At 61.8% G+C, this 12,418-nt stretch carries 11 protein-coding genes; 7 read left to right on the top strand and 4 right to left on the bottom strand.

The window, feature by feature from the left end; all coding sequences use genetic code 11:
* Positions 1 to 114 precede the first annotated feature (114 nt).
* Complete coding sequence (phaR, locus tag QTJ18_RS20710; RefSeq protein ID WP_252754463.1) at positions 115 to 702, bottom strand: polyhydroxyalkanoate synthesis repressor PhaR; 588 nt, start codon at positions 700 to 702, stop codon at positions 115 to 117.
* Between the two features lie 236 nt (positions 703 to 938).
* Here phaR and QTJ18_RS20705 point away from each other — a divergent pair, with 236 nt between their 5' ends.
* Together QTJ18_RS20705 and QTJ18_RS20700 are read left to right on the top strand one after the other, a co-directional pair.
* A complete protein-coding gene (locus tag QTJ18_RS20705) occupies positions 939 to 2,120 on the top strand; it encodes an acetyl-CoA C-acetyltransferase (protein ID WP_252754238.1) in 1,182 nt (393 codons plus the stop codon).
* 60 nt (positions 2,121 to 2,180) lie between these two features.
* Positions 2,181 to 2,906, top strand: a complete 726-nt coding sequence (locus QTJ18_RS20700) for a beta-ketoacyl-ACP reductase (protein WP_252754239.1) — start codon at positions 2,181 to 2,183, stop codon at positions 2,904 to 2,906.
* 207 nt (positions 2,907 to 3,113) lie between these two features.
* Here the strand turns inward: QTJ18_RS20700 and QTJ18_RS20695 are convergent, their stop codons facing one another.
* Together QTJ18_RS20695 and QTJ18_RS20690 are read right to left on the bottom strand one after the other, a co-directional pair.
* Positions 3,114 to 3,368 carry a YMGG-like glycine zipper-containing protein gene (locus QTJ18_RS20695; protein WP_165216865.1) on the bottom strand — a complete coding sequence of 85 codons (255 nt, stop codon included), beginning with the start codon at positions 3,366 to 3,368 and terminating at the stop codon, positions 3,114 to 3,116.
* A 39-nt stretch (positions 3,369 to 3,407) separates the two neighbouring features.
* Positions 3,408 to 3,563, bottom strand: coding sequence for a DUF3309 family protein (locus tag QTJ18_RS20690; protein WP_252754240.1), 156 nt, complete (start codon positions 3,561 to 3,563; stop codon positions 3,408 to 3,410).
* Between the two features lie 440 nt (positions 3,564 to 4,003).
* Here QTJ18_RS20690 and QTJ18_RS20685 point away from each other — a divergent pair, with 440 nt between their 5' ends.
* From QTJ18_RS20685 to QTJ18_RS20665, 5 genes are all read left to right on the top strand, one after another.
* Positions 4,004 to 7,318 carry a helicase-related protein gene (locus QTJ18_RS20685; protein WP_252754464.1) on the top strand — a complete coding sequence of 1,105 codons (3,315 nt, stop codon included), beginning with the start codon at positions 4,004 to 4,006 and terminating at the stop codon, positions 7,316 to 7,318.
* Between the two features lies 1 nt (position 7,319).
* The gene (locus QTJ18_RS20680; RefSeq protein ID WP_252754241.1) at positions 7,320 to 7,667 is read left to right on the top strand and encodes an RNA-binding S4 domain-containing protein; all 348 of its coding nucleotides are present in this window, start codon (positions 7,320 to 7,322) and stop codon (positions 7,665 to 7,667) included.
* 225 nt (positions 7,668 to 7,892) lie between these two features.
* Positions 7,893 to 8,231, top strand: a complete 339-nt coding sequence (gene fdxA / locus QTJ18_RS20675; protein ID WP_252754242.1) for a ferredoxin FdxA — start codon at positions 7,893 to 7,895, stop codon at positions 8,229 to 8,231.
* A 388-nt stretch (positions 8,232 to 8,619) separates the two neighbouring features.
* On the top strand, positions 8,620 to 9,189 hold the full coding sequence (locus QTJ18_RS20670; RefSeq protein WP_252754243.1) for a CarD family transcriptional regulator: 570 nt from the start codon (positions 8,620 to 8,622) through the stop codon (positions 9,187 to 9,189).
* 288 nt (positions 9,190 to 9,477) lie between these two features.
* Positions 9,478 to 10,341, top strand: coding sequence for an RNA polymerase factor sigma-32 (locus QTJ18_RS20665; protein WP_252754244.1), 864 nt, complete (start codon positions 9,478 to 9,480; stop codon positions 10,339 to 10,341).
* 247 nt (positions 10,342 to 10,588) lie between these two features.
* Here the strand turns inward: QTJ18_RS20665 and QTJ18_RS20660 are convergent, their stop codons facing one another.
* Positions 10,589 to 12,037 carry a M48 family metalloprotease gene (locus QTJ18_RS20660; protein ID WP_252754245.1) on the bottom strand — a complete coding sequence of 483 codons (1,449 nt, stop codon included), beginning with the start codon at positions 12,035 to 12,037 and terminating at the stop codon, positions 10,589 to 10,591.
* Positions 12,038 to 12,418 lie beyond the last annotated feature (381 nt).

The following is a 12,418-nucleotide window of genomic DNA, read 5'->3' as shown; positions in this document are numbered from 1 at the left end:
TGGCAGGTCTGAAGACAGAGCCGTCAAAAAGCCTGGAGCCTGAAGCTTGGAGCCGCTGCCGGAGGATGAGATCCCGGGCCATAGGCGGCCCGGGCCTGGCAAGGCGGGCGCCTTTCAGGAGCCGAGACTGTCGAGCCGGGTCTGCAATGCGCGCAATTGCTCCTTCAACTCATCGAGATCGCGGGAATCCGGTGCCTTCTTGGGCTCGCTGGCCTGCGGCGCGCCCGCGGCAAACGGCGAGAACATCTGCATGGCCTGCCGGAAGAGGTCGGTATTGCGCCGAACCTGCTCCTCCATGAGTTGCATCGGCATCTGCAAATTCTTCGTCAGCGGCGTTTCGCCCAGCGCCCGGGTCATGTGCTCGCGCATCTGCGACTGCTGATCCGTGAATGTCTTCATCGAATGCTCGAGGAAGGTCGGAACCACCATCTGCATCTGGTCACCGTAATAGGTGATCAACTGCCTGAGGAACGAGATCGGCAAAAGCGTGTTGCCGGTCTTCGATTCCTGCTCGAATATGATCTGTGTCAGAACGGAATGGGTGATGTCGTCGCCGCTCTTGGCGTCCTGCACCACGAATTCCTCGCCTCGTTTGACCATCTGCGCCAGGTCTTCCAGCGTCACATAGGTGCTGGTGCCCGTGTTGTAGAGGCGTCGGTTGGCATATTTTTTTATGACAATCTCGCCGTCCGTCTTCGCCATCATTGCCTCCTGATCCCGTCAATTCGGTATTGTTGACTGTCTCTCCCGCGCAGACCTTACGCTTAATCAATCGAGGCTGACAATCGATTTGTGCGTTGCGACACGGCCTCAACATGCCGTGAATGCGGCGGTAAACATGACAATCTGCAGCAAATTCATCCTTTCGCCCTGTTTGACTTGTCGGCCAAGCTTTGCCAGTCTCCCGTCCAACAAATAGCAACTATGAGGAGACTTCCATGAGCCAGCCTTCGATCGTCATTGCGTCCGCGGCCCGCACGGCCGTGGGTTCCTTCAACGGTGCCTTCGCCAATGTTGCGGCCCATGAACTGGGTGCGGCAGCAGTCAAGGGTGCCCTGGAGCGTGCAGGCGTGGATGCCAGTGAAGTGGACGAGGTCATTCTGGGCCAGGTGCTGCCGGCCGGCGAGGGCCAGAATCCGGCGCGCCAGGCGGCAATGAAGGCCGGTACGCCGCAGGAAACGACGGCCTGGGGCGTCAACCAGCTCTGCGGCTCCGGCCTGCGCGCAGTCGCCCTCGGAATGCAGCAGATCGCGCTCGGCGATGCCAAGATCATCGTGGCCGGCGGACAGGAATCCATGTCGATGGCGCCGCATTGCGCGCATCTTCGCAATGGCACCAAGATGGGTGACATGAAGATGATCGACACCATGATCAAGGACGGCCTGACCGACGCCTTCTACGGCTATCACATGGGCACCACGGCGGAAAATATCGCCCGCCAGTGGCAGCTTTCCCGCGATGAGCAGGATCAGTTCGCCGTTGCCTCGCAAAACAAGGCGGAGGCCGCCCAGGCGGCCGGCCGCTTCAAGGACGAGATCATCCCTTACGTCGTCAAGGGCCGCAAGGGTGACATCATCGTCGACCAGGACGAATATATCCGTGCCGGCGCGACCATGGACGCCATGGCCAAGCTGCGCCCGGCCTTCGACAAGGAAGGCACCGTCACCGCCGGCAATGCTTCCGGCATCAATGATGGTGCCGCGGCCGCGGTGCTGATGAGCGAAGCCGAGGCAAGCCGCCGCGGAATTGCGCCGCTGGCGCGCATCGTCTCCTGGGCAACGGCGGGCGTCGATCCGCAGATCATGGGTACCGGTCCCATCCCTGCCTCGCGTCGCGCCTTGGAAAAGGCCGGCTGGTCGGTGGGCGATCTCGATCTCGTGGAAGCCAACGAGGCCTTCGCGGCCCAGGCCTGCGCCGTCAACAAGGACATGGGCTGGGATCAATCGATCGTCAACGTCAATGGCGGTGCGATCGCCATCGGTCACCCGATCGGCGCCTCCGGTGCGCGGGTCCTCAACACGCTGCTGTTCGAAATGAAGCGGCGCGGAGCGAAAAAGGGCCTGGCCACCCTGTGCATCGGCGGCGGCATGGGCGTCGCCATGTGCTTCGAGGCGCTGTAATCGACGCGATCGTTCATCCGGTCACACGCAGAAGGACCGATCCTAGAGGGGGAGTGCAGCATGACCAGAGTGGCATTGGTTTCCGGGGGAACGCGCGGTATCGGCGCGGCAATCTCGGAAGCATTGAAGGCGGCCGGCTATTCGGTGGCTGCAAACTACGCGGGAAATGACGAAAGGGCGCTCGCCTTCAAGGAGGAGACGGGCATTCCCGTCTTCAAATGGGATGTCTCCTCCTATGATGCCTGCGTTGCGGGAATAGCCAAGGTGGAGGCCGAACTCGGCCCCATCGACGTACTCGTCAACAACGCCGGCATCACCCGCGATTCGATGTTTCACAAAATGTCGCCCGGCCAGTGGAACGAGGTGATCAACACCAATCTGACCGGCCTCTTCAATATGACGCATCCGGTCTGGAGCGGAATGCGGGACCGGTCCTTCGGGCGCATCATCAATATTTCATCGATCAACGGACAAAAAGGGCAGATGGGCCAGGCCAATTACTCGGCGGCCAAGGCCGGCGATATCGGCTTCACCAAGGCGCTCGCGCAGGAGGGGGCGGCGAAGAACATTACCGTCAACGCCATCTGCCCGGGCTATATCGGCACTGAAATGGTGCTGGCCGTGCCGGAAAAAGTCCTCAACGAGAGGATTTTGCCGCTTATTCCCGTCGGGCGGCTGGGACAGCCGGAGGAGATTGCCCGGTGCGTGGTCTTCCTGGCCTCCGATGATGCGGGCTTCATCACCGGCTCGACGCTGTCGGCCAATGGCGGCCAGTATTTCGCCTGACATCCCGTCAGGCCGCTGCCGGCCGCGCGGCTTAGCCCGGTAAGGCTCACCCGCCGTGTCGCCGGCGGTCCGGGCGTTCCCGGGCGGCAACGCGGCGCGGGCCGCTAAGGGTCCGTTCCTCAGCCCGCCCGATAGACAGCAAAATGCCGGCGCCTTTCAGCGCCGGCATCGTCATGACCCAGCTCCCGAGAGGGAGCCTTCAAATCTTTAGCGGCAACGCGCTTCGTAGGTGCGGCCGTAGCGATCGCGATAGACGCAATAGCCCGGGTTCTTCTGCGATTCACCGATGGCAGCGCCAACGAGACCGCCTGCTACGGCGCCAACGGCTGCGCCACCCCAGCTATTGGTGACTGCGCCACCGATCACGGCGCCCGTTCCTGCACCGATCGCCGTGCCGCGTTCGGTTGTTGTGCACGATGCCAGCATTGCGACCATTGCTGCTGCGGCGAAAATCTTCTTCATGTCCCACTTCCTTCCCTTGATATTGCGACTGTTCGCACCTTAAATCCTGCCCATCAGCAGCAGAATGATCAATATCAACACGACAAGCCCCAATCCTCCTGAGGGCCCATATCCCCAGCTGCGGCTGTGATTCCAGTTTGGAAGTGCGCCGATCAGCAGCAGGATCAGGATGACGAGAAGGATTGTACCCAACATTGAGATGGCTCCGAGGTGATATTCTGTGCCGCGAAAACGTTGATCTCCCGATTTGGTTCCGACTCCTGATGCGATGATCTGCAACGGCCTGTTTGGAGCCTTCGCCGATGAAGATCACATGCGTCTCCCGGAGCCGGTCCGGTATCACCGGCACGGCCTCCTGACCGATGGACATGGCAGCATCATCTTCCGACCTGCCAGCTGAACGCCGGCTGAACCGCAAGGCCCACCGATTGCTGCGCCGTGCCGGAGGCGGGTGGCCATCGCGCTGCGCCGGCGCCTTTGCCGGCCAAGAGGACAGGTTTTTGCCGGGCGGCCGGCCTTTTGCCGCCTCAACGGCTTGTCATTCGCGCGCGATGACGCCATGTGTGGGGAAATGACCCCTGCAGCAGGCGGGGGCCGGACAGGAAGTGCGGATACAGGCGTTGAATTCCCAGCCCATGATCTTGAGCGGTCGCGGCGTTACCGCGGTCCTCGGCCCCACCAATACGGGTAAGACCCATTATGCCATCGAGCGAATGGTCGCCTACGGTTCGGGGGTCATCGGCCTTCCGCTGCGGCTTCTGGCCCGCGAGGTCTATACGCGGCTGGTGGAACGCGTCGGCGCCGCCCATGTGGCTCTCGTCACCGGCGAAGAGAAGATTTCCCCGCCCCAGGCCCGCTTCTCCGTCTGCACCGTGGAAGCCATGCCGCGCGAAACGAAGGCGGCCTTCGTCGCGATCGACGAGGTGCAACTGGCTGGGGATCTCGAACGCGGCCATATCTTCACCGATCGCATTCTTCATCTGCGGGGGCGCGAGGAGACGCTGCTTTTGGGCGCATCCACCATGCGGCCGATCCTGGAGCGCCTGCTGCCAGGGATAACCGTGGTCGAGCGGCCGCGCCTGTCCACGCTCTTTTACGCCGGACAGAAGAAGATCACGCGTCTGCCGCAGCGCTCCGCCATCGTCGCCTTCTCGGCCGACGAGGTCTATGCCATCGCGGAACTCATTCGGCGGCAGCGGGGTGGTGCCGCGGTGGTGCTGGGGGCGCTCAGCCCTCGCACCCGCAATGCGCAGGTCGGTCTCTACCAGGCCGGCGACGTGGAATATCTGGTGGCGACCGATGCCATAGGCATGGGCCTCAATCTGGATGTGGACCATGTCGCCTTCGCCCAGGACAGAAAATTCGACGGTTATCAGTTCCGCAACCTCAATCCCGGCGAGCTCGGACAGATTGCCGGCCGCGCCGGCCGACACCTGAAGGACGGCACGTTCGGCGTCACCGGCCAGGTACAGCCTTTCGACGACGAACTCGTTGAACGGATCGAAGGTCACCATTTTGATCAGGTGAAGGTCCTGCAGTGGCGGTCCAAGGCGCTGGACTATTCCTCGCTACGCGATCTGCGGGCAAGCCTCGATGCCGCGCCGCTTGTCCAGGGCCTCACGCGGGCCTTGCCGGCAACCGACAGCCAGGCGCTGGATTATCTCTGTCGCTATCCGGAAGTCGTCGATCTTGCCAATACGCCCGAGCGGGTCGAGACATTGTGGGAGGCCTGTGCGCTGCCGGATTACCGGCGGATCACGCCCGCGCAGCACGCCGACCTGATTTCGACGCTATTCTTTGATCTTGTGCGATTCGGTTCGGTGAACGAGAATTTCATGGCCGAGCAGGTGCAAAGGGCGGATCGGACGGATGGCGAAATCGATACATTGTCTGCCCGTATTGCCCAGATCAGAACTTGGACCTATGTGTCGAACCGCCCGGGTTGGTTGGCGCATCCGACACACTGGCAAGAAAAGACACGGGAAATCGAAGACAGGTTGTCCGACGCGCTACATGAACGGTTGACGAAACGCTTTGTTGATCGCAGGACATCTGTGCTCATGAAGCGCCTGAGAGAGAATGCAATGCTGGAAGCTGAAATAAGTGTAAATGGAGATGTCTTCGTCGAAGGACATCACGTCGGTCAACTTGCCGGTTTCCGGTTCACGCCCGTTACCAATGCGGAAGGGCCAGACGCGAAAGCTGTCCAGGCTGCGGCGCAGAAGGCACTGGCGCTGGAATTCGAGGCGCGGGCGGCGCGGCTCTATGCCTGCGGCAACGGCGATCTGGCTTTGGGGTCGGACGGCGCGCTGCGCTGGCTTGGCGATCCGGTTGCCAAGCTGACCTCCGCCGAGCATATCATGCATCCCCGCGTGATCCTGCTTGCAGACGAGCAGCTCACCGGCAATGCCCGGGATCACGTGGCGGCCCGGCTTGAACGCTTCGTCAACCACCATATCGCCACGGTCCTGAAGCCGCTGGACGATCTGTCGCGCGCCGAAGACCTGCAGGGCATGGCCAAGGGCCTCGCCTTCCAGATCGTGGAAAATCTCGGCGTCCTCTTCCGCCGCGATGTGGCCGACGAGGTCAAGACGCTGGATCAGGATGCGCGCGCATCCTTGCGGCGCTATGGCGTTCGCTTCGGCGCCTACCATATCTTCATGCCCGCCCTGTTGAAGCCGGCGCCCGCCGAACTCATCACGCTGCTCTGGGCGCTGAAGAATGACGGCCTCGACAAGCCCGGTTACGGCGAGCTCATTCCCGCTCTGGCGGCAGGGCGGACCTCGGTGGTCACTGATCCCTCCTTCGAACGCAATTTCTACAAGCTGGCCGGCTTCCGCTTCCTTGGCAAGCGGGCCGTGCGCGTCGACATTCTCGAGCGCCTGGCCGATCTCATCCGGCCGCTCCTGCAGTGGAAGCCGGGCTCCGGCCAGCGTCCGGACGGCGCCTATGACGGGCGACGCTTCACCACGACGACGGCCATGTTGTCGATCCTCGGCGCAACGCCGGACGATATCGAGGAGATCCTGAAGGGTCTCGGTTATCGCGCCGATGCGGTGAAGCCCGAAGAGGCGCAGGCCTTCCTGGCGTCGCATGATGAAAAGTCAGCGCCGGCCGCGGCCCCTGTTTCCGGCGGAGCATCGAATGAGACGGCGAGCGATACGCCGGACGAGTTACAGGGTGAGGCTTCGGCCGAACTGACAGGCGAGGCCTCGACCGAGGACAAGGCCCCGGCCGAAGACGGCGCGGTGAGCGGTGATGCATCGGCCGAACCGCAGGCGGCGATGCCGGAAACGGCAATGGCAGCGGATACGGGCGATGCCGATGCCTCTTCGGACGATGATGCGGATCCGGTGAGCCCGGAGGCGAGCGATGCCTCGTCTGCCGCCGAAACTGCGACACCGGACGATGCCGATGCGTCGGTCTCGCCGGGTGCCGATAGAATTGCCGATGCGCAGCCGGAGGCGGCCGTGTCTGCCGCACAGGACAATCAGGCCGAGGAAGAGCCGAAGCCGGTCCTTCTGTGGCGTCCCGGCGGCGGCCGCAGCGATAACCAGCGCGGAGGCCGTCCGCAGGGCGAGCGCCGCTTCCAGGGCAATCGCAATGCCGGCGACGGCCGGCGTGACGAGCGCCGTAGCGATGATCGCGGAGACCAGGCTGCACGCGGCAGGGATGGCGCCAATCGCGATGGCCGGAACCGGGATGGCCAGAGAGACGGCCAGCGCGACGGTCAAAGGGAGGGCGGACGCCCGAACCGCGGTGATCGGCGGCCGGATAATCGCGGAGACCGTCGTCCCGACAACCGGGGCGATCGTCAGTCGCGGCCGGATCGCGACAAAACGGCGCAGCCGAACCGCTTCGAGGCAAAGCCGCCGCGCAAGGAAAAGCCGATCGATCCTGATTCACCTTTCGCAAAACTGGCTGCTCTCAAGGAGCAGATGAAAAAGTGACATGACGGAAAAGCCACTTGAAGATCAGCGTCAGCGTCTCGACAAGTGGCTTTTCTTCACGCGCCTCGCGAAATCACGATCGCTGGCGCAGGATCTGATCGAGGCGGGCCATGTCAGCCTCAATGATCAGGTGGTAACGCAGGCGAGCCGCATGGTGAAGCCGGGGGATCGCCTGGACCTTCGTCTCGAACATCGCGACATGACCGTCCTAGTGAAATCGCCTGGGCATCGCCGCGGTCCGTCCGAAGAGGCCCGCTTGCTCTACGAGGACCTTTCGAGCGGAGAGACCCTGCATCTGACGCCATTCGAGCGTGCGCAGCGCCGGCTGCGCGAGCGTCATCGCCCCTGACCGCGCGCATTGTTTTGCCTTTGGTAGAATGATCTCCCGGGACTGGTTTTGCTGGATTGTTTATCCTTGCTAAGCCGGTTCAAAGCGATTAGGGACCAAGAAAAGCCGGAACCGGACATGCCGCGGGGTGATTGATCTCGGGCTTTCGCGTCCGCGACCGGCGCCCTTACCTGAAGGGTCAGCCTTCTCTGCCGCTGACGCCTCGTGACGCTATTGGAGTGCCTCATGACGTATGTCGTGACCGACAATTGTATTCGCTGCAAGTATACGGATTGCGTGGAAGTGTGCCCGGTCGATTGTTTCTACGAGGGTGAGAACTTCCTCGTCATTCATCCGGACGAGTGCATTGATTGCGGCGTCTGCGAGCCGGAATGTCCCGCTGAGGCGATCAAGCCGGACACCGAGCCAGGCCTGGACAAGTGGCTGAAGGTCAATGCCGATTACGCGCAGATCTGGCCGAACATCACCGTGAAGCGCGATCCTATGGACGAAGCCAAGGAAATGGACGGCGTGGCGAACAAGTTCGAGCAGTATTTTTCGCCCGAGCCCGGCAAGGGCGACTGAGTTTTGAAAGGCGGGAGCGGTGAAACCGCGGCCCGTCCTTTTCATCCGTGCTTAAGGTTTAAGCAAGGCTGCGGCGTTGCGCCTTTGCATCTGCGAAAGCAAATCATTGATTTCCTCCCATATTTGTGGTAGACAATAAGAACTGTTCCACAAAGCGGCATTCGCGTGCCCAAAAACATCACGAAAGCACCAGTTCACCTAGCGCGGTTTCCGTGACAAAGCCAGTCTTTGGATCTTGTCCTCGCAAATCGCGACAGGGGTAGTTTTCGCGCGCGTTTGGTCGGACCAGTATGGAGTCACCCGACGGTTCCCCCGTCTCATCCGGGCCTGACTGACCCGGCCCTGGCCTATGGGTGGTCAGGTGCGTAACAGGGAGTTTGTTAAACGAATGACGACCCAGCAGAAAAAATCTTCGGCACGCCACGGCTTCAAGACCGGCGAATCGATCGTGTATCCCGCCCATGGCGTAGGCACTATCACGGCAATCGAGGAACAGGAAGTGGCTGGTATGAAGCTCGAACTGTTTGTTATCGATTTTGAAAAGGACAAGATGCGCCTCAAGGTGCCGGTTGCAAAAGCCGTGAGCATCGGCATGCGCAAGCTGTCGGAAACGGATTTTGTCGAGCGCGCTCTGAAGGTTGTCCAGGGCAAGGCCCGCGTGAAGCGTACCATGTGGTCGCGCCGCGCGCAGGAATATGATGCCAAGATCAATTCCGGCGACCTGATCTCCATCGCAGAAGTCGTTCGTGACCTCTACCGTGCTGAGAACCAGCCCGAGCAGTCCTATTCCGAGCGTCAGCTCTACGAAGCGGCTCTCGACCGCATGGCGCGCGAGATTGCCGCCGTCAACAAGATGTCGGAAACCGAGGCGGTGCGCCTTGTCGAGACCAATCTCGCCAAGGGCCCCAAGCGCACCAAATTGACCGAAGAAGACGAGTCTCACGAAGAAGCTGCATAAGCTCTTTTTGCTTCTTCGCAAAAAAACCCGGCCTTGGCCGGGTTTTTTTATGGAACTTTTGCCCTGCCCGGGCGTTTACCCGCCGGTACGGCGAACAGTATCGCTGCCTGATAGGCGATGCTGCGACCCGAAACGATGAAGCGGAGCGGGGCTCTTCTTCATCTTCTCAACGAGGGGAACAGAACCAATGCCGCCAGTTGCCCTGCCTGTGACGCATCTCACGGGCAGAACCGCGTCTGATGGCAAGCCTCTGGTTCTGTGGGGACATTCAGTTTCACGGAGAGCGCGATGAATGCCATGTCAGCAGACCGCACAATGATCAAGATCGCCATGTCGGCGCCCTACCTTGCGCGGGAGGAAGAGCGTGACCTGGCTGTCCGCTGGAAGGACGATCAGGATCAGGATGCCCGCAACCAGATTGCACTTGCCCATATGCGGCTTGTCATCGCCATGGCCTCCAAGTTCCGCGGTTTCGGTCTGCCGATGAGCGACCTCGTACAAGAGGGCTATGTAGGGCTGCTGGAAGCGGCGGCAAGGTTTGAACCGGCGCGGGATGTTCGATTTTCCACTTATGCCAGCTGGTGGATCCGGGCGTCGATGCAGGATTATATCCTGCGCAACTGGTCGATCGTCCGCGGCGGCACAAGTTCGGCCCAGAAGGCTCTCTTCTTCAATCTGCGTCGGCTGCGCGCGAAACTCTCGCGTGGGGATGCGTCGGTCAGCCCGACGGCAATCCACGAAGAGATCGCAACGGCGCTGGGCGTCAGCCTCGCCGATGTCCAGACCATGGATGCCCGCCTCTCCAGCAACGACGCCTCGCTGCAGGCACCATCGATTGCCGGCGATTCCGACAGTGTTGAGCGCCTCGACATGCTGGAAAGCGACGAACCCCTGCCGGATGAGCAGGTCTCGGGAATGATCGATGGCGAACGGCGGCTGAAATGGCTTCAGGGCGCCCTCACCAAGCTGAATGATCGCGAGAAGAAGATCATCCATGCCCGTCGCCTGACGGATGATGGTGCGACGCTCGAAGCGCTCGGGGCCGAACTCGGCATTTCCAAGGAGCGCGTGCGGCAGATCGAGAGCCGCGCCATCGAGAAGCTGAAATCCGCCCTTGTCACCACCAATCCCCAGATGGCGGCTGCCTGTTGAGGCTAAGCAGACTTGCATGGGCCTGCCAACGCTTCGTCCATTCAGTGTTGTGTTGTCTTGACGCTGGTTCCGGTCGCAAAGCCGTGAAACACTTTTCCGGAACCCGCTTAGGCTGAGCCTGACCTGATCGGCCGGCCTGACCGCCGGCTCATGCTTTTTTCGATTGCTTGCGTTGCAGCCGATCTCCCTGTCCGGTGATCTGCCGTGACGCGCGGTCTCGACCGCGGAATCTTCTGGAAAAGCGGCTTTATTCAGAAATAATTTTCACCCGCTGTCCGGGCAAGACCGAAGCGCCGGCGGGCAGGGCGTTGATGAGCTTGAAGAGGTCGAGCTTGCGATCGGTCCCCATCATCCGCGCGGCCAGTGTGCCGATCGTGTCACTGGCACCGACCGTGATCACCCGGACCCGCAATGGCTTGATCTGCGCCACTTCGGCCGGAGTCATGCGCCGGAAACTCGTCCGCAGGATATTGGCTGTCGGTTCCAAGACCGCGCTTCCCTTCGGCACTGCCGTCAGGAAGCGGAAGATCTGGTCATCGACCCGCACGACGGTCACGTCGAATTCCCAGCGCTCGGCCGAGGCACGGGCCGTGGCGGCCGGCAATCCGTTGACGGTGGTTTCCCGAACCGTGCCCGGCAAGAGGCCGGCCACCCAGCCGCTCGTCAGGTAATTGGTCAGGCTCTGATTGTCCGGTGCCTTGACGCCGTCGAAACGGATCGCCGTCTCATCCGGTCCGGTGGCCAGGACCGCCTCGACCTTGTTGTCGATCCGGAACCCTTCAGGAACGTCGAACCGGATGCCGAGCCCGGCATGCATGAAGGTTTCGTTGCGCACATAGCCTTCTTCCGGACTGTCGCCATAGAGAAGTCCGTCGATCCCGGTCAGGTAGTAGTCGCGGCCACGATCGCCGACAGTGCCCTCCTGGCCGAAGGCACGGGCGTGCTGGCGCGCCAGTTCCACCCGCTGCGGCGCATTGGGATGGCTGGACAGAAAGTCGAGGCTCTGATCGGTCGCCGGATCCACCGCCGAGAAGCGGGCATAGGCGGCCATGGAATCGAGGAAGCGGGCAGCGGCATAGGGGTCGTAACCGGCTTCTCCCAGCATGCGCACGCCGATGACGTCCGCCTGCAGTTCCTGCTGGCGCGAGAAGGCCGCCAGGCGCAGCTTGCCGCGGGCAAGGGCCTGCTTGCCGGCGAGATCGCTGGACAGGACCTCCGCCACCACGCGGCTGGCAATGACTTCGGCTTCTTCCCGCTTCTGCCGTTCGATACCGTGATTGGCGGTCACATGCGCCATTTCATGGCTGAGAACCGCGGCAACTTCGGAAGCATCATTGGCGAGTGCCAGAAGGCCGCGGGTAACGTACAGATACCCGCCGGGCAGCGCGAAGGCGTTGATGGCCGGCGAGTTGAGAATGGTGATGCGGTAGGACTGGTTTGGGTTTTCCGAAACGGCCGTCAGCGCGCCGGTGATCCGGGCGACCAGGCGCTCTGTCTTGGCGTCATGATATTCGCCGCCATAGCTCGCAACGATCCGAGGATGCTCCCTTGCGCCCATCTGGGCCCGCGGATCATCCTTTTGCACCTGATCGACGATCTGGGGTGTCGAGGACGGCTTGATATCGGCCTGATAAGTCTGGTCGAGGATGGTCTGGCAACCGGAAAGCAGGGTGGAAGCCGCCAGAAGGGCAATCATCGGACGGCGGCTCCACCGCGGAAGGCCAAGGCGAACGTCTGGCTGGTGCCCGGGGCGCGCTCCGGCCTGGGTGGAACAGGAACCGATCGGTTTATGCATCTCGCACACAAGCACAGAGCGCCGATCTGCTTCAGTCAGATCGCCTTGCGCTCTGGTGCCGGACGCTGTCAAGTTCGCCTGTCTGATCGGCAAGTTCATTCTTCCAAATTTGCCATCCGGCGCATCGCGTGGCACATCGAAAATCCGCCGATGCCTCTCGTCCTGTGCCCTGCCTATGCCGATACCGGGTGCTTCTGCCCTCTTTGTACTTAAGTAGAACATTTGCCTTGGCAAACAATCACCGCCTGCGCTTTTGCAATGCGGGATGCCATCGACACGCGT

Source organism: Rhizobium sp. SSA_523 (assembly GCF_030435705.1).
Classification (GTDB): Bacteria; Pseudomonadota; Alphaproteobacteria; order Rhizobiales; family Rhizobiaceae; genus Neorhizobium.
The sequence above is the reverse complement of the archived record's forward strand: the minus strand, read 5'-3'. Positions and strand labels throughout refer to the sequence as shown.